At 51.5% G+C, this 17039-nt stretch carries 20 protein-coding genes and 1 pseudogene; 10 read left to right on the plus strand and 11 right to left on the minus strand.

What is annotated here, in order from left to right:
- Window positions 1-11: 11 nt before the first annotated feature.
- On the minus strand, window positions 12-593 hold the full coding sequence (gene sodB, locus OGX86_RS06770; protein ID WP_003029205.1) for a superoxide dismutase [Fe]: 582 nt from the start codon (window positions 591-593) through the stop codon (window positions 12-14).
- A gap of 127 nt (window positions 594-720) precedes the next feature.
- The gene (locus OGX86_RS06775; protein WP_008784666.1) at window positions 721-1551 is read right to left on the minus strand and encodes a C40 family peptidase; all 831 of its coding nucleotides are present in this window, start codon (window positions 1549-1551) and stop codon (window positions 721-723) included.
- A 334-nt stretch (window positions 1552-1885) separates the two neighbouring features.
- On the opposite strand from OGX86_RS06775, the gene grxD reads away from it, so the two are divergent.
- Complete coding sequence (grxD, locus tag OGX86_RS06780) at window positions 1886-2233, plus strand: monothiol glutaredoxin 4 (protein WP_003832760.1); 348 nt, start codon at window positions 1886-1888, stop codon at window positions 2231-2233.
- A gap of 53 nt (window positions 2234-2286) precedes the next feature.
- On the opposite strand, the gene rnt is transcribed toward grxD, so the two are convergent.
- The 4 genes from rnt to OGX86_RS06800 form a co-directional block, all read right to left on the minus strand.
- Window positions 2287-2934, minus strand: coding sequence for a ribonuclease T (gene rnt / locus OGX86_RS06785; protein ID WP_048226615.1), 648 nt, complete (start codon window positions 2932-2934; stop codon window positions 2287-2289).
- 95 nt (window positions 2935-3029) lie between these two features.
- On the minus strand, window positions 3030-3437 hold the full coding sequence (gene gloA / locus OGX86_RS06790; protein ID WP_003832762.1) for a lactoylglutathione lyase: 408 nt from the start codon (window positions 3435-3437) through the stop codon (window positions 3030-3032).
- Window positions 3438-3534: 97 nt separating this feature from the next.
- Window positions 3535-4632, minus strand: a complete 1098-nt coding sequence (locus OGX86_RS06795; protein ID WP_032943320.1) for an alkene reductase — start codon at window positions 4630-4632, stop codon at window positions 3535-3537.
- Between the two features lie 54 nt (window positions 4633-4686).
- Complete coding sequence (locus OGX86_RS06800; protein ID WP_048226611.1) at window positions 4687-5286, minus strand: TetR/AcrR family transcriptional regulator; 600 nt, start codon at window positions 5284-5286, stop codon at window positions 4687-4689.
- Window positions 5287-5387: 101 nt separating this feature from the next.
- Between OGX86_RS06800 and OGX86_RS06805 the strand changes: the two genes are divergently transcribed.
- The 3 genes from OGX86_RS06805 to sodC all read left to right on the plus strand — a co-directional run bounded on the left by OGX86_RS06805 (window position 5388) and on the right by sodC (window position 7179).
- On the plus strand, window positions 5388-5627 hold the full coding sequence (locus OGX86_RS06805) for a DUF1289 domain-containing protein (RefSeq protein ID WP_003832768.1): 240 nt from the start codon (window positions 5388-5390) through the stop codon (window positions 5625-5627).
- Between the two features lie 49 nt (window positions 5628-5676).
- The gene (locus tag OGX86_RS06810) at window positions 5677-6573 is read left to right on the plus strand and encodes an aldo/keto reductase (protein WP_048214269.1); all 897 of its coding nucleotides are present in this window, start codon (window positions 5677-5679) and stop codon (window positions 6571-6573) included.
- 81 nt (window positions 6574-6654) lie between these two features.
- Window positions 6655-7179 carry a superoxide dismutase [Cu-Zn] SodC gene (gene sodC, locus OGX86_RS06815; protein WP_048214268.1) on the plus strand — a complete coding sequence of 175 codons (525 nt, stop codon included), beginning with the start codon at window positions 6655-6657 and terminating at the stop codon, window positions 7177-7179.
- Here the strand turns inward: sodC and OGX86_RS06820 are convergent.
- The 3 genes and pseudogenes from OGX86_RS06820 to OGX86_RS06830 all read right to left on the minus strand — a co-directional run bounded on the left by OGX86_RS06820 (window position 7155) and on the right by OGX86_RS06830 (window position 10294).
- Window positions 7155-9195 (minus strand): annotated as a pseudogene (locus OGX86_RS06820) (FUSC family protein). The gene sodC and the pseudogene OGX86_RS06820 overlap by 25 nt on opposite strands.
- Window positions 9192-10055 carry an efflux RND transporter periplasmic adaptor subunit gene (locus tag OGX86_RS06825; RefSeq protein ID WP_048214266.1) on the minus strand — a complete coding sequence of 288 codons (864 nt, stop codon included), beginning with the start codon at window positions 10053-10055 and terminating at the stop codon, window positions 9192-9194. The pseudogene OGX86_RS06820 and the gene OGX86_RS06825 overlap by 4 nt, the downstream one beginning before the upstream one ends.
- A gap of 2 nt (window positions 10056-10057) precedes the next feature.
- On the minus strand, window positions 10058-10294 hold the full coding sequence (locus OGX86_RS06830; protein WP_003029180.1) for a DUF1656 domain-containing protein: 237 nt from the start codon (window positions 10292-10294) through the stop codon (window positions 10058-10060).
- A 192-nt stretch (window positions 10295-10486) separates the two neighbouring features.
- On the opposite strand from OGX86_RS06830, the gene slyA reads away from it, so the two are divergent.
- Window positions 10487-10927 carry a transcriptional regulator SlyA gene (slyA, locus tag OGX86_RS06835; protein ID WP_008784672.1) on the plus strand — a complete coding sequence of 147 codons (441 nt, stop codon included), beginning with the start codon at window positions 10487-10489 and terminating at the stop codon, window positions 10925-10927.
- 46 nt (window positions 10928-10973) lie between these two features.
- Here slyA and slyB read toward each other — a convergent pair whose 3' ends face one another.
- On the minus strand, window positions 10974-11441 hold the full coding sequence (gene slyB, locus OGX86_RS06840) for an outer membrane lipoprotein SlyB (RefSeq protein ID WP_003029175.1): 468 nt from the start codon (window positions 11439-11441) through the stop codon (window positions 10974-10976).
- A 274-nt stretch (window positions 11442-11715) separates the two neighbouring features.
- Between slyB and anmK the strand changes: the two genes are divergently transcribed.
- The 5 genes from anmK (at window position 11716) to pdxY (ending at window position 16296) form a co-directional block, all read left to right on the plus strand.
- Window positions 11716-12837: an anhydro-N-acetylmuramic acid kinase gene (gene anmK / locus OGX86_RS06845; RefSeq protein WP_048226609.1), complete on the plus strand. Its 1122-nt coding sequence runs from the start codon at window positions 11716-11718 to the stop codon at window positions 12835-12837.
- Between the two features lie 87 nt (window positions 12838-12924).
- On the plus strand, window positions 12925-13254 hold the full coding sequence (gene mliC, locus OGX86_RS06850) for a C-type lysozyme inhibitor (RefSeq protein WP_003029170.1): 330 nt from the start codon (window positions 12925-12927) through the stop codon (window positions 13252-13254).
- Between the two features lie 59 nt (window positions 13255-13313).
- Window positions 13314-13970, plus strand: coding sequence for a pyridoxamine 5'-phosphate oxidase (gene pdxH, locus OGX86_RS06855; protein ID WP_003029169.1), 657 nt, complete (start codon window positions 13314-13316; stop codon window positions 13968-13970).
- A gap of 126 nt (window positions 13971-14096) precedes the next feature.
- Window positions 14097-15371: a tyrosine--tRNA ligase gene (gene tyrS / locus OGX86_RS06860; RefSeq protein ID WP_020996426.1), complete on the plus strand. Its 1275-nt coding sequence runs from the start codon at window positions 14097-14099 to the stop codon at window positions 15369-15371.
- Between the two features lie 64 nt (window positions 15372-15435).
- On the plus strand, window positions 15436-16296 hold the full coding sequence (gene pdxY / locus OGX86_RS06865; protein WP_136391841.1) for a pyridoxal kinase PdxY: 861 nt from the start codon (window positions 15436-15438) through the stop codon (window positions 16294-16296).
- A 76-nt stretch (window positions 16297-16372) separates the two neighbouring features.
- Here pdxY and gstA read toward each other — a convergent pair whose 3' ends face one another.
- Window positions 16373-16978 carry a glutathione transferase GstA gene (gstA, locus tag OGX86_RS06870; protein ID WP_003832787.1) on the minus strand — a complete coding sequence of 202 codons (606 nt, stop codon included), beginning with the start codon at window positions 16976-16978 and terminating at the stop codon, window positions 16373-16375.
- Between the last annotated feature and the right edge of the window lie 61 nt (window positions 16979-17039).

The following is a 17039-nucleotide window of genomic DNA, read 5'->3' on the forward strand; positions in this document are numbered from 1 at the left end:
CGTTATCTTTTTTATGCTGCGAAGTTCTTCGCAACAAATTCCCAGTTCACCAGTGCCCAGAAATGTTCCAGGTAGCCTGGACGGGCATTGCGATAATCGATGTAGTAGGCGTGTTCCCATACGTCAACGGTCATCAGCGGCGTCGCGTCGGTGGTCAGCGGAGTACCTGCGTTGGAGGTGGAAACGATAGCCAGTTTGCCATCCGTTCCTTTAACCAGCCAGGTCCAGCCAGAACCGAAGTTTTTGATAGCGGCATCGGTGAACTGCGCTTTGAAATCTGCAAAGCTGCCAAAGGAGGCGGCAATTGCATCAGCCAGTTTACCGGTCGGTTCACCACCTGCGTTTGGTGCCAGGCAGTTCCAGTAGAACGTGTGGTTCCATACTTGTGCTGCGTTATTGAATACACCGCCTTCAGAGCTACGAACGATCTCTTCCAGTGATTTGCCTTCAAACGCCGTGCCTTTAATCAGATTGTTCAGATTGGTCACGTAGGTTTGATGGTGTTTGCCATAGTGATATTCCAGCGTTTCGGCAGAAATGTGCGGTGCCAGAGCATCTTTGGCATACGGTAATGCAGGTAATTCAAACGACATTGCTTCTCTCCTTATTATTTATATTGAGTACACACAATAGCCTCATTGTGAGTAAGGATAGGGTAGCAAATTGAAAGGTTATGCAAAAGAAGAACTTACCCTACAGCATGTTCTGTAGGGTAAGTTTTTAGCGAATTGTTTTTGGCGTCATTACCCGACGAGCGCCCACATAGTGGCGCTGCCAGTAATCTTCGCTCAGAGAGGTGATTTGAATTTCCTGCCCGCTGCGCGGTGACTGAATAAACTTACCGTTGCCGACGTAGACGCCGACGTGATCGGCTGTTCCGCGACCCTGGGTACGAAAGAATACCAGATCGCCATTTTTCAGTTCGCCACGTTCAATTGGTGCGGCATCACGCAGATGGTACATTTCATTCGCGGTACGCGGAATGCGGAACTTCACCAGATCTTTATAGGCGTAATAAACCAGACCGCTGCAGTCAAACCCGGTTCTTGGCGAGGAGCCGCCCCAACGATAAGGTTTACCGATTTGGTTCATCAATGTGGACATAGCGGTTTTAGTAGCTTTCTGCACTTTCACTTTATGTGCGTCAGCAAGCGTAGTCGGTGCAGTGGTTTTCACCTTCACGCAGCGTGGTTTATGACCTTTGCGCGGTGTGCATTTTTCCGTCCAGGTAACGGCTGCGGTTTGTGCTGCGGCAGTTTTACCACGGCGATTTGCAGTTTTAGTCGACTTTGCCGGAGTGGCTGTGCGTTTTTTAGAAGAGGAAGCGGTTTTGGTGCTGGTTTTGCTGGTGGTCTTTGTCGCCGTTTTCTTGCTGGTCTTTGTTGTTTTTTGGCTGGTTGTTGCGCTTTTCTTTTTATCTACCGTCTTGAGTGGGTGAGTACTGGTAGGTGTCGTCCTGGCCTGCTTGGAAGCATGAGCCATAGGCGTAAAAGGCAGTGTAGTAAAAAGCAAAGCACAGAGCGTGATCGAGATTCGGTTTATCCGCGCCACTGAGCAGTCCTCTGGTAAGGCAGGTCTATCGTGCCTGCGTGTGATTTTCAAAACTTGATGATTCTAATCTATAGAAAGAGGGAAAGTTAATAGCTTTTTTTGTTTAAAACTATGTTTCGTAACCGACCGCAAAAAAAAACAGCAATTAACGTTTGAGTTGGTGAACGGATAATCAAATCCACATGTTTGAAGGGGATAAGTGAGATTGTGAATGCAACTTTTAGCGTCAGGGGATAAAATAATAACGCGTAATGAAAATGTTATTTTCCGTTGCCTGTCTGACCCGTTACAATGTCAGACTACTGCCGTAAAAGAAGTTTAAGGAAGCAAGATAATGAGCACCACTATCGAAAAAATCCAGCGCCAGATCGCTGAAAACCCGATTCTCCTGTACATGAAAGGTTCCCCTAAACTGCCAAGCTGCGGTTTCTCCGCACAGGCTGTGCAGGCGCTGTCAGCCTGTGGTGAACGCTTTGCTTACGTTGATATTCTGCAGAACCCGGATATTCGCGCCGAACTGCCGAAATACGCAAACTGGCCGACCTTCCCGCAACTGTGGGTTGATGGTGAGCTGGTTGGCGGTTGTGACATTTTGATCGAAATGTACCAGCGCGGTGAGTTGCAGCAGCTGATTAAAGAAACAGCAGCGAAATACAAAACCGAAGAGCCGGACGCTGAGTAATACCAGCAGAAGTAAAAAAGCGACCTGAAATGGTCGCTTTTTTTATGTCGCCGTTACGCTTCTTCAGGCACGGGAAGAGGCCAACCGCCGAGACGTTTCCAGCGGTTAACGATTTCGCAAAACAGCACGGCCGTACGTTCGGTGTCATACAGCGCCGAGTGCGCCTGATTCCCGTCAAACTCCATTCCCGCCGCCAGGCACGCTTTTGACAACACAGTCTGCCCCAGTGACAGGCCGCTTAATGCCGCCGTATCAAAGGTGACAAATGGATGGAACGGATTACGTTTGAGCGAGGCGCGTTCTGCCGCCGCCATCATAAAACCGTGGTCGAACGTAGCGTTATGCGCCACCATGATTGCCCGATTGCAGCCGCTGTCTTTAATGCCTTTACGCACCATTTTGAAGATGGCATGCAAAGCATCATATTCGCTGACCGCACCGCGTAGCGGATTGTTAGGGTCAATACCGTTAAAGGCGAGCGCTTCCGGTTGCAAATTGGCACCTTCAAACGGCTCTACGTGGAAATGTAACGTCGTGTCCGGCATCAGCCAGCCTTGTTCATCCATTTTCAGTGTGATGGCGGCAATCTCAAGCAGCGCATCGGTTTTGGCATTGAACCCTGCGGTTTCGACATCAATGACGACAGGATAAAAACCACGAAAACGGTCACACAGACCGGAAAGTTGAGCGTTATCGGACATCTGGGTCTCTTAATACGGGAAAATTGCAGCGCGTATTATGGCAAAATGATGAGTATAAAACTATGGGCACAGACGATCTGCGCCCGAGGGGGTGATTAATCGCCCAAGCCGCGCCCGGCGTCTTTCTCTTCGATCAACTCAATTTTGTAGCCGTCCGGATCTTCAACGAACGCAATCACTGTGGTGCCGCCTTTTACTGGACCTGCTTCACGCGTTACGTTACCGCCATTCTGGCGAATACGTTCACAGGCTTCAGCCGCGTTGTCTACGCTCAGGGCGATATGGCCATAGGCAGTACCCAGATCATACTTGTCGACACCCCAGTTATAGGTCAGTTCGATTACTGCTTCACTGGTTTCAGGACCGTAGCCGACAAAAGCCAGAGAGTACTTGTATTCAGGGTTTTCGCTGGTACGCAGCAGCTTCATGCCCAGCACGTTGGTATAAAACTCGATGGAACGCTGCAGGTCACCCACGCGCAGCATGGTATGGAGTAAACGCATCTTTTTCCCCTTCGAAAATGGCTAATACATTCAAAATGTTGTTTTAGTATAGCGGCGTTGTTACGCCGCTATCAATGGCAGAACGGAGATTGTGACGTTAGAGGGTAGGATAGTCGGTGTAACCTTCCGCGCCGCCGCCGTAGAAGCTCTCGGCACGTTGCGGATTCAGTTCTGCTTTGCGTTGCAGACGCGCCACCAGATCCGGGTTAGCAATATAGGCGCGACCAAAAGCAACGGCGTCGATCAGACCTTTCTCGATCAGCGCTTCTGCTTTTTCTGGGGTGTAAGCACCAGCACCAATGATAGGGCCGTGGAAGCGCGCGCGCACTTTTTCGCGGAACGCATCGGAATACGGCTCGCCACCGGCCCAGTCCGGCTCAGACATGTGCAGGTAAGCGATTCCACGCTTGCCCAATTGTTCAATCAGATACAGCGCATCGGCTTCTTCGTTCGGACCATTGTCTACGTTCTGGAAAGTGCCAATCGGGGAGACGCGAATACCAATGCGATCGGCACCCCATTCTTTAATACCGGCATCAACCACTTCCAGCACCAGACGCGCACGATTTTCGACGCTGCCACCGTATTGATCGGTACGCTGGTTAGACGTTGGCGACAGGAACTGGTGCAGCAGGTAGCCGTGGGCAGAGTGCAGTTCAACCATATCGAAACCCGCTTCGCGCGCATTTGCTATCGCCTGACGGAAGTCATTAACGATGCCCGGAATCTCTTCAGTTTCCAGCGCGCGTGGCATTGAGGTATCGGCACGCGTTGCCAGGCCGTTTTCATCGCGCAGCGAGGTGCGGGTTCCAGCGCTAATCGCAGAAGGTGCAACTGGAGCTTGACCGTTTGGCTGCAGACTGGCGTGAGAGATGCGTCCAGTGTGCCACAACTGGACAGCAATATGACCTTGCTCAGCGTGTACGGCAGCAGTGATTTTCTTCCATGCGGCAATTTGCGCTTCGCTATGTAAGCCGGGTGCTCCGGCATAGCCTTTCGCCTGTGCGGAAATCTGCGTCGCTTCGCTGATGATAAGCCCCGCGCTGGCGCGTTGACGGTAATACTCGGCCATCAGCGGAGTAGGGATGTCGCCAGGCTCAATACTGCGCAGACGCGTCAGTGGCGCCATAAATACGCGGTTTGCTGCCGTAATAGCACCCACTTTCAGTGGGGAAAACAGTTTTTCAGATGACATGTGGCACTCCTGAATAGACCGGTCGTCTAGTAATAAAGAAAATAAAAACGCCTGTTAAACGGCAGGCGTTGTGATGATGTTTTTAACGTGCGCCAGCGCGTTTTCCAGCGGAGTGGCGCTACGAGAAATCTTGGCCTGCAGGTTTGCGCCAAGCCACAGCGCATACAGTACCTGCGCCTGCTGTAACGACTCGCCAACAAAGGACAGACAATGGCTGGCCTGACCTTTCTCCAGCGCCTGCGCTAACAGCACAATAATGTGCCGCGCGCCTTTATCCATCGCAGTGCGCATATCTTCTGACAGATCGCACACTTCGGCAGACAGTTTTACTGTTAAACAGCCGCTAATAATGCCGTGCTGACTAAACTGATTCAGGGTTTCCTGATAGTAGGCCAGAATGCGGTCGCGATAGTTTCCCGCTCCCGTATCAAAGTGCGTAGCCAGTCGCCGATGATAGGCCGCATAGTGGCGTTCCAGCATCGCGACACCGAACGCTTCTTTAGAGCGAAAATAATGATAAAACGAACCTTTGGGTACTTCAGCGGTTTTCAGTAGTTCGCTTAAACCCATGCCGGTGAAGCCGCGCTGCATACACAGCAGTTCGCCAGTCGCCAGCAGATGTTCGCGTGTATCGTGTTCAGTGATTTTGTTCATGAAAAGGAGTGTAATAGACCAGTCGGTCTAATGCAATAGCGCTTGCGAGAAATTCAGTTAACGTCTTCAATAAGTATATCAATCTTATTAAAGGAGGGGATGTGGCCGAACAGCTGGAGTTTTTCCCCGTCCAGAGCCCATGCCGTGGAATATGTCAGTCTGACGAACGCGGCTTTTGTCGTGGCTGTTTTCGCAGTCGGGATGAGCGTTTTAACTGGCAAAAGATGAGCGATACCCAAAAGCAGGAAGTGCTGCGGCTTTGTCGTCAGCGCCTGATGCGTAAATTACGTGCAAACAAAGCCAACCCTTCGGAAGAACCGCAACAACCTTCACTCTTTTAAAAGCGTAATTGCGTATACTCGAGGCACATTCACTTAAAAGGAAGCTGCTATGGTTCAGCGTATTACTATTGCGCCGCAAGGCCCGGAATTTTCTCGCTTTGTGATGGGGTACTGGCGCCTGATGGACTGGAATATGTCCGCGCGCCAGCTAGTCAGCTTTATTGAAGAGCATCTGGATCTTGGCGTGACCACCGTCGATCACGCCGATATTTACGGTGGATACCAGTGTGAAGCGGCGTTTGGTGAGGCAATGAAACTGGCTCCGCATTTGCGTGAAAAAATGCAGATTGTGACTAAATGCGGGATCGCGACGACGGCGCGCGCGGAAAATGCGCTGGGCCACTACATCACCGACAGTGCACATATTATTGCCAGTGCAGAAGAGTCGCTGAAGCTGCTGGCGACCGATCATATTGATCTGCTGCTGATCCACCGTCCCGATCCGCTTATGGATGCTGACGATGTCGCCGACGCTTTTAAAAAATTGCACCATAGTGGCAAAGTGCGTCACTTTGGCGTCTCCAACTTCACCCCGGCACAGTTCTCATTGCTGCAATCGCGTCTGCCGTTTACTCTGGCGACCAACCAGGTAGAAATTTCACCAGTACATCAGCCGCTCCTGTTGGATGGTACTTTAGATCAACTGCAACAGCTGCGCATTCGCCCGATGGCCTGGTCCTGTCTCGGCGGTGGTCGCCTGTTTAATGATGATGCTTTCCAGCCTTTACGTAATGAGCTTGCTGTGATCGCTGAAGAGTTGAATGCGCAATCTATTGAGCAGGTGGTATACGCCTGGATTTTACGTCTGCCGTCTCAGCCGCTGCCGATTATTGGCTCAGGAAAAATAGAGCGCGTACGTGCTGCCATTGAGTCTGAGTCGCTGAACATGTCTCGCCAGCAATGGTTCCGCATTCGTAAAGCGGCGCTGGGTTACGACGTACCCTAATCGCGTTTTTGGCGCATCTCCGTTCAAAATTGTGTCACTGGTTTACACTTAACAATCAGACACCTTTTGGACGGAGGTCTTATGAAGCGTTTGAGTTTGGCCATCATCACTCTACTCGCCTGTGCAGGTGCGCAGGCTGCCAGTGAAGAAAAAGTGACGATGAATCTGGTCACGTCGCAAGGCGTCGGCCAGGCGATTGGTACGGTCACTATTGCTGAAACCGCAAAGGGGCTGGAGTTTACGCCCGATCTGAAAGCGTTGCCGCCAGGTGAACATGGCTTCCATGTGCATATGAACGGCAGCTGCCAACCCGCGATTAAAGAAGGGAAAGCCTCAGCCGCAGAATCGGCTGGTGGCCATTATGATCCGCATCAAACCGGCAAACATGAAGGCCCGGAAGGTGCAGGTCATATGGGCGACCTGCCGCTATTGGTGGTGAATAACGACGGTAACGCCACAACGCCGGTCGTTGCGCCGCGGCTTAAAACGCTCGATGAGGTTAAAGGTAAGGCGCTGATGATCCATGTGGGCGGCGATAATATGTCCGATCAACCGAAACCGCTTGGCGGTGGCGGAGCGCGCTACGCCTGTGGTGTTATCAAATAATCAACGACTGAGAGTGCCCGGCGGCGGCGCCTGTTCGAGTTGTGAAAGCGAGCAGTGTAGCCGCCAGACCAGTGCCGACAGTTCCTGCGCAGCGGGTTGATGATGGTGGGCAAGCGTATCGCAGATGCGCTGTAGCTCATTCAGCGTGGCATTAAGTGGTCGTTGCTGGACGCCACGTTCGCTCATGACATCGCGCAGCAGCGAGATACACACGTCCCTGACGCGAGCCAGCGGATCGGAACGCGCCTCCCAGGTGCGCAGTTGCCACACCACGTGCGAGCAGTTCAGCAATACGACCCCCCAACGTAGTAACCAGCGTCGCGCCAGCGCATCCTGACTGTTGCTGAGCTGGCTGACGTAATGATAGGTCAGCGATTCAAATTCGTTTTCACTCAGTGATGGATGTCGGCTGAGCTGATCGACAAAATCCCGGCGCAGGGCGCGAATATGGCGGCGACTTTTCCGTGCATCCGATCCGGGCCGCAGAATGGCGAAGGCCAGCCATGACAGCGCCACGCCGGTGATTTTCGCCATATTGTCATTCAGGAAATCAGCAAAATCATATACCGGCGGATTGGTCACCGCGATAAACGAACCCATAAATACAATCAGCTGCCCCCAAAGACCTGCCAGGGCAGGCATTTGTAGCTTCAACAGTTGCATGGTGGTGAGTAGTGGGAAGAGAAAGAGAATAAACTGCCAGAGGTCGGAAATTTGCACCATCAGGCCAAACTTAACCACAAAGCTAAATAGCGACAGTAGAACCAGCGTACGCATCAGCAAAGAAAGCGACTTGAACGGTGTGGCAACGGCGGAATACAGCACACTGCTGATCGCGGCGAGCGTGAGTGCGCCAGAGCCTGATTCCCATTGTGCACCAATGCTCCATGCGCCGATAAGCATCAAAGTGCAGAACGTACGCAACCCGCTCCAGATAGCTTCCGCATTATCGGTATGACGGGCAAGTCCCGGCGTGCGGGCGATATTAATACGCTCGGCGGTAACACCATTTTCCAGTAAATGCAGATAATGACTGCTGCGCAGGTAGAGCCGACAAAAATAACGCAGTCGTTGCCAGAAGGCGACGTGTCGATAGTCGCGGGCATCGACGGGCCGCAGCGGGGCAATAATACATGCGACGGTGTAGCTATTCGCATTGGATTTTATTAGTTCGCTGAGCAACTGCTCGATGATTTCCCGGGTGTTGGACGGGGGATTAGGCCAGTTCAGCAGCATCCTGCGCAGACTGGAAATCACGCTGGTCATCCGTAACTGCTGGTGCAACAGCGAATTGAGCAAAGCATTCTGGCGACGAAAGCGGTAATGACTCCAGAATGCCTGAATACGCAGCAGGTTCATGGTCAGAATCTGCCCGATAACACCTTCATGGGCTGTGCGAATGGCATCCGTGGTTTCTGGTTGCCAGAGTAGACTGGCATGTTCCAGTAAACGTGAATGCATGTTTTTCAATGCAGTCAGTAACGTGGTGCCATCGGAGGTGCTGGGCAGGATCATCATCATCACGCCGCCACACAGGATACCGACGATGACTTCACACACGCGTGCCTGCGCGATATCCCATAACTGCGTAATTTCCACGGTATTGACCATGGGAAACGCAATGATCGCCGCCGTATAACCCGCCAGTTGAAAGGCGTAGGCAACGTTATTGGTGAAGTGCGCGCATGCCCAGGTACAAAAACCGATCCACACTGACATGCTCAGCAAAAACAGCCACGGCTCATTGAGAGTATGACCGGCAATAATCAATGCGGCGGTGGCTCCCAGTAGGCTACCCGCCACGCGACCCAGACTTTTGCTGATAACCCCGCCAACGGTGGGAAAACTAACCACCGCCGCCGAGGTCATCGCCCAGTAGGGCTCGTCCAGATTCAGATAATAAGCAAAAGTTAACGCCAGACACATCGCAATGGTGTTACGCAGCGCATAACGCCACTGTGCCGCTGTGGCTTTAAACCACGGCAAATTGCCTGGTGTCAGGCGGGGCAGTTTCATTTACGCTGGCCGATGGATACGCTGCAGGTTGTACCTGACACAAGCGTGACCTCCCGCGGCAAGGCGTCGAATTCGATGCGTACCGGGACACGCTGCGCCAGACGCACCCACGGCACGTTGGGTTTGATGTCGGGAATCAGGCCGGAATCACTTTCCACACTTTGATCGTAGATGGCACGGCCAATACTGGAAACGTGACCCTGTAACTTTATATTGCCGCTGTAGAGCGTAATCGTCGCCGGTGCGCCTTCTCGAATATGGCGCAATTTGGTTTCTTCAAAATACCCCATCACATAAAAAGAGTGACTGTCGACAAGGGCAAACAGGGGCTTACCGGTTGAGGCGTAATCACCGGTACGGGTAGACAGGTTTGTGACCCAGCCCGCCACGGGGGATTTGACCACCGTTTGCGTCAGTTGCCACTGGGCCTGACGCAGACTGGCTTCTGCTGCTTCAACGCTTGCCTGCATGGCTTTCACGTTGAGATTTGCGGTATCCAGATCCTCGGCTGAGATGTAATTTTGCGATAAATGACGGCGGCGGTTGGCTTCGTTATTGGCTTTCGCCAGGTCAGACTGCGCTTTTGCCAGTTGCGCTTGCGCATTCAGTTCAGCAATGTGAAATGGCGTCTTGTCGATAATAAAAAGGACATCGCCTTTATTCACAAACTGGTTATCTTTTACATAGAGTTCGCTAATGCTGCCTGACACCTGCGGCGTGATGCTGACCTGCTCAGCGCGTACTTTGCCATCACGTGTCCAGGGCGACTGCATATAGTAATTCCACATCCACCATCCGGCGAAAACTGCGATTGCAGCGACTATAATAGTGGAGAAGTATTTAACGGTTTTAAGCGACATAATCACCACGCTATCAGCATAACAAAGGCCAGACATACGCAAAGCGTAAAGAGTGACAGATCCATTAGCAGGGGATGCCAGATTTCGCCGGAGTAAATCCAGTCGCGCAGCAGGCGATGAACAACCAGCCAGAGAATAAATCCTGCTACAATCGCCTTGAAAACAGGAGGAAAGTAGACAGATGCGCCGATCATTAAATCTTGTAGGGGCAATCCTGTTGCATTAAACATAAACTTCACGGGCAAAATCCTTGGCGGAAGAGAGCATTGCTATAGGTTTAGCAAAAAAGGGACAATGAGTCTCCGTAACGCATAATGTCTGAAAAAATGTCAGCCGGTAAGCAAATTTGGCAATACATTTGTTTTGGGAATACAAATGCTGCACACTATTCTAAAATCAGCACAATAACTTAGCAAGCTAATTATAAGGAGATGAAATTGGAATCGCCATTAGGTTCTGATCTGGCACGGTTGGTGCGCATTTGGCGTGCTCTGATTGACCATCGCCTGAAACCTCTGGAGTTGACGCAGACGCATTGGGTTACGCTGCACAACATTCATCAGTTGCCGCCGGATCAATCGCAGATTCAGTTGGCTAAAGCGATTGGCATCGAGCAGCCTTCGTTGGTACGTACGCTTGACCAGTTGGAAGAAAAGGGACTCATTTCACGACAGACTTGCGCCAGCGATCGTCGAGCTAAGAGAATTAAACTGACAGAGAAGGCTGAGCCGCTGATCGCTGATATGGAAGCGGTGATCAACAAAACACGTGGAGAAATTCTGGAAGGGATTTCAGCTGAGGAAATTGATCTGCTGATTAAGCTGGTTGCCAAACTCGAACACAATATTATTGAACTGCAGTCACAGGGTTGAAACGATAAGTTACGTGTGGCCAGAGCCTGACCACACGTGAATTCGATTAGCGTGGAGACACGGTAACCTGGCTGCCGTTGTTAGCCATAACAACGCGCTGGCCGGCTGAAAACTTGGTCGCACCCTGTTTCTGAACCACCATGATGGTATTACCATCATCCTTACGGATTTCCAGTTCCACACCCTGGGTTTTATTCATCGCACCTTGTACGCCCTGACCCGCTACGCCACCGGCAACTGCGCCTGCAGCCGTCGCTAATGAACGACCCGTACCGCCGCCGACGGTGTTACCAAGGAACCCGCCGAGTACCGCACCACCAATAGCACCAATCACGTTTGCGTCATCGCCACCCTGGATTTGCACCGGACGAACATGAACAATCGTACCGTAGGTAACGTTCTGAACTTGTTTCGCTTCGGATGCGGTATATACGTCGCCTGAAAGGCTGTCATTGTTAACGCAACCCGCTAAAGATACGCCCATTAATGAAACAATCAGCACACGTTTAATCATTTACAAATCTCCTTTGTCACCACGAAACGCTAATAAAGCACCCTTCATGGCTAAATTATATGGCATTTGTGAGCCTGAGGTCACATGTTCTACTGGAACAATATGAAAATCTTAACCGAAATCGGATCAACCGAGTATAAACGAATCATTCATGTAATTGATGTAATTAAACGATCATTGTAATGATTAGCCACCAAAAATCATTAAGGAAGCATGGCATTAGTCGACACTTTATGGTTGAGTGTCAAGGCTAATTTGCTTAAAAGGATGACCTATGAAATCGGGCCGTTTTATCGGTGTAATGTCTGGAACCAGCCTTGATGGCGTCGATGTTGTGCTGGCGACAATAGATGAAACGATGGTTGCGCAGCAGGCGAGTCTGACCTGGCCCATCCCCATTCATGTTAAACAAGCGATACTGGATATCTGCCAGGGGCAGCAGCTTACACTTTCTCAGTTTGGTCAGTTAGATGCACAGCTCGGTTATCTATTTGCTGAGGCGGTGAATGCGCTGTTGGCGCAAGAAAAATTGAAACCGCAGGATATCGTTGCGATTGGTTGCCACGGGCAAACTGTGTGGCATGAACCGAACGGTGCTGCGCCGCACACGCTGCAAATTGGTGATAACAACCAGATTGTCGCGCGTACCGGGATAACCGTAGTCGGCGATTTTCGTCGACGTGATATCGCCCTTGGCGGGCAGGGTGCACCGCTCGTTCCCGCGTTTCATCAGGCACTGCTGGCACATCCAACGGAACGGCGAATGGTGTTAAACATCGGCGGGATTGCCAATCTGTCTCTGCTTATTCCGCAACAACCCGTTCGCGGATACGACACTGGGCCGGGCAATATGCTGATGGATGCATGGATCTGGCGGCAATGTGGCCAGCCCTACGACAAAGATGCGCAGTGGGCTATTTCAGGAACGGTGATCCTGCCGTTGCTACAAAATATGCTTAACGATCCTTATTTTTCCGCGTCTGCGCCGAAAAGCACCGGCCGTGAGTATTTTAATTACGGCTGGATAGAGCGTCATCTGGCGCAGTTTCCGGGAATTAGCCCACGAGATGTGCAGGCGACGCTTGCCGAACTGACGGCAGTAACCATTTCAGAGCAGGTCTTATTAAGCGGCGGCTGTGATCGACTCATGGTATGTGGTGGTGGCAGTCGTAATCCGCTGCTGATGATGCGTCTGGCGGCATTATTACCGGGTACAGAGGTTACCTCTACCGATGAAGCTGGGATCAGCGGTGATGATATGGAAGCGTTAGCCTTTGCCTGGCTGGCGTGGCGAACGCTGGCCGGATTACCGGGAAATTTACCTTCTGTGACGGGGGCGTCAGAGCCGAGTGTTTTAGGGGCAATTTATCCTGCCAATCCACGAACTCAGAGTTAACTGAAATTATTCAGCGCGGTATGCCGGTAAACTAAGGATATTAGGGAGGGTGCCATTACCCTCCAGGACCAGGAAAGTCTTCAGGATATGGCTATGAAAAAACTGTTGTTAGTGTGTCTGCCCGTACTGCTTAGCGGTTGTAGTGTGTACAACCAGTTTGTCGAGCGTATGCAAACGGATACGCTTGAATACCGCTGCGACGAAAAACCGCTGACCGTGAAGCTGAACAATACCCGCCAGACGGCAAGCTTTGTTTATGATAATCAGCTATTGAACCTCAAACAGGGCGTGTCGGCATCAGGTGCACGTTATACCGATGGTATCTACGTATTTTGGTCTAAAGGCGACGAGGCAACGGTCTATAAACGAGACAGAATTGTGCTAAATAACTGTCAGTTACAGAACCCGAAGCGTTGAGATTTTCACCTGGGCGGCGCACAATAGCGTCACCCACTGACAATCCGTAGCCCAACATCATGTCTGATAACGACGAATTGCAGCAAATCGCGCATCTGCGCCGTGAATACACGAAAGGCGGTCTTCGCCGCCGCGATCTTCCCGCCGAACCCCTTGCGCTGTTTGAGCGCTGGCTGGGGCAAGCCTGTGATGCCAAACTGGCCGATCCCACCGCAATGGTCGTTGCGACCGTCGATGAAAATGGTCAGCCGTATCAGCGTATCGTGTTACTCAAGCATTATGATGACAAAGGGCTGGTGTTCTATACCAACCTTGGTAGCCGTAAGGCGCATCAGATCGAGAAAAATCCACGCATCAGCCTTTTATTTCCCTGGCATACGCTGGAACGGCAGGTGATGGTGATCGGCAAGGCAGAGCGTCTTTCCACACTCGAAGTGGTGAAATACTTCCACAGTCGCCCACGCGATAGTCAGATTGGCGCCTGGGTCTCAAAACAATCCAGTCGGATCTCCGCGCGCGGTATTCTCGAAAGCAAATTCCTCGAACTGAAGCAGAAGTTTCAGCAAGGGGAAGTTCCTCTGCCCAGTTTCTGGGGCGGCTTTCGCGTGAGTATTGAACAAATGGAGTTCTGGCAGGGCGGTGAAAACCGTCTGCACGATCGTTTTTTATACCAACGCGAAGATAACGCGTGGAAAATTGATCGCCTGGCCCCCTAAAGATGCAAATTTCTTGTTTTAAGCGCTGGTGCTGATCAATCCGGCGCTTTATTCTATGTTTCTTTCGCATCAGGCGAAAAGTCGTGTACCGGCAAAGGTGCAGTCGTTTTATACATGGAGATTTTGATGGCAAGCAGTAACTTGATTAAACAATTGCAAGAGCGGGGGCTGGTGGCCCAGGTGACGGACGAGGAAGCGTTAGCAGAGCGACTGGCGCAAGGCCCGATCGCGCTCTATTGCGGCTTCGATCCTACCGCTGACAGCTTGCATTTGGGGCATCTGGTTCCATTGTTATGCCTGAAACGCTTCCAGCAGGCAGGCCATAAGCCTGTTGCACTGGTAGGTGGCGCAACCGGTCTGATTGGTGACCCGAGCTTTAAAGCCGCCGAGCGTAAACTGAATACCGAAGACACCGTGCAGGAGTGGGTGGACAAAATCCGCAAACAGGTTGCACCGTTCCTCGATTTCGACTGTGGCGACAACTCGGCGATTGCTGCGAACAACTACGACTGGTTTGGCGGTATGAACGTACTGACTTTCCTGCGTGATATCGGCAAACACTTCTCCGTTAACCAGATGATCAACAAAGAAGCGGTTAAGCAGCGTCTGAACCGTGACGATCAGGGGATCTCCTTTACCGAGTTTTCTTACAACCTGCTGCAGGGTTATGACTTTGCCTGCCTGAACAAACTGCACGGCGTGGCACTGCAGATTGGTGGTTCTGACCAGTGGGGTAACATTACTTCGGGTATCGATTTAACCCGTCGTTTGCACCAGAATCAGGTGTTTGGTCTGACCGTTCCGCTGATCACTAAAGCTGATGGCACCAAATTCGGTAAGACGGAAGGCGGCGCAGTGTGGCTGGATCCGAAGAAAACCAGTCCGTACAAATTCTACCAGTTCTGGATCAACACCGCCGATGCGGACGTTTATCGCTTCCTGAAATTCTTTACTTTCATGGACATTGAAGAGATCAATGCGCTGGAAGAAGAAGATAAAAACAGCGGTAAAGCGCCGCGTGCCCAGTATGTTCTGGCCGAACAGGTTACGCGTCTGGTTCACGGTGAAGAAGGTCTGGTCGCGGCAAAACGCATTACCGAAAGCTTGTTCAACGGCAATCTCAGCGATTTGAGTGAAGCAGATTTCGAACAGCTGGCGCAGGATGGCGTGCCGATGATCGAGATGGACAAAGGTGCCGATTTGATGCAGGCGCTGGTGGACTCCGAGCTGCAACCTTCTCGCGGTCAGGCACGTAAGACCATTGCGTCAAACGCGGTAACCATCAACGGTGAGAAGCAGTCCGATCCGGAATATTTCTTCCAGGATAGTGATATCCTGTTCGGGCGCTATACCTTACTGCGCCGTGGCAAGAAGAACTATTGTCTGATTTGCTGGAAGTAAGATTGAGTTAGCAGGGGCGTGGGAAACTACGCCCCTTTATTTTTTCAGGGTTGTGGTAAGTAAAATGAAGAATATCCTCGCCATCCAGTCCCACGTTGTTTTTGGTCATGCGGGCAACAGTGCAGCAGAATTTCCGATGCGTCGTCTTGGCGCAAATGTCTGGCCGCTGAATACCGTTCAGTTTTCAAACCATACGCAGTATGGCAAATGGACCGGTTGCGTTATGCCGCCGAGCCACCTGACTGAAATTGTTCAGGGCATTGCTGATATTGATAAACTCCAGACCTGTGACGCAGTACTGAGCGGCTATCTTGGCTCAGCAGAACAGGGCGAGCATATTTTGGGTATTGTTCGCAAAGTAAAAGCGGCAAACCCGCAGGCAAAATACTTTTGTGATCCGGTGATGGGACACCCTGAAAAGGGGTGTATTGTCGCACCCGGAGTGGCGGAATTTCATGTACGCCATGCGCTCCCGGCTAGTGACATTATTGCCCCGAATCTGGTTGAGCTCGAAATTCTGTGCGAGAATGCGGTGAACAATGTCGACGAGGCCGTTGCAGCAGCGCGTGAACTGATCGCTCAGGGACCAGAAATTGTACTGGTGAAGCATCTGGCACGCGCAGGTATCAGCACCGACCGTTTCGAGATGCTGCTGGTCACCGCTGAACAGGCGTGGCATATCAGTCGTCCGTTAGTCGATTTTGGCGCACGTCAACCGGTTGGTGTGGGTGATGTGACGAGTGGCTTGTTGCTGGTGAAACTGCTGCAGGGCGCATCTTTACAGCAGGCGCTTGAGCATGTAACTGCGGCGGTGTACGAAGTGATGATTGCCACTAAAAATATGCACGAGTATGAGCTGCAGGTTGTGGCCGCACAGGATCGTATCGCGAAGCCTGAACACTACTTTAGTGCAACTCAGCTGTAATTAATGCCCGATGGCGCTCACGCTTATCGGGCATATTTTAGCTGTAGGCCGGGTAAGTGCCACCCGGCAACAACTATTAATTTAACCCTTCTGCTTTCAGCGCTGCGGCAACCGCCGGGCGTTCAGCCATTCGCGCCATATAGGCGTCAATATTACTTAATCCTGCCATATTCAGCTTAACCGCATAGGCCCAACGCAGTACGGTAAACAGATATGCGTCGGCGATGCTGAAGCGCGGGCCGCAGATCCATTGGTTATCTTTCAGCGAGTCGTTCACATACTGCATTTTTTTCTCCAGCAGCGCGCGAACGGTTGGCTTGAAGTCTTCCGGCGTATCGGGACGGAACAGTGGCGTAAAGCCTTTATGCAGTTCAGTCGCAATGTAGTTAAGCCATTCGATGGTTTTGTAACGGGAGAGGCTGCTGGTAGGGGCAAGGAGCTGGCGGTCTGGCACACTGTCCGCCAGGTATTGCATGATGGCAACACCTTCGGTAAGTAGCGTACCGTCATCCAGCAGCAGTGCGGGAACTTGCCCTTTTGGGTTTACCGCGAAAAAATCATCGCCATTTTCCAGACGTTTCTTCATCAGATCAACACCATCCAGCGTGAAATCTTTACCGCTCTCACGAAGTGTGATGTGGGAAGCGAGAGAACAAGCGCCCGGTTTGTAGAACAGTTTCATCGGTAACTCCTTTTGGCTGAGGTATATCGTATGGTAGTGCTACCTCAGGCAAAAAAAAAGC

It is taken from the genome of Citrobacter sp. Cpo040 (assembly GCF_030332915.1).
GTDB lineage: Bacteria > Pseudomonadota > Gammaproteobacteria > Enterobacterales > Enterobacteriaceae > Citrobacter > Citrobacter portucalensis.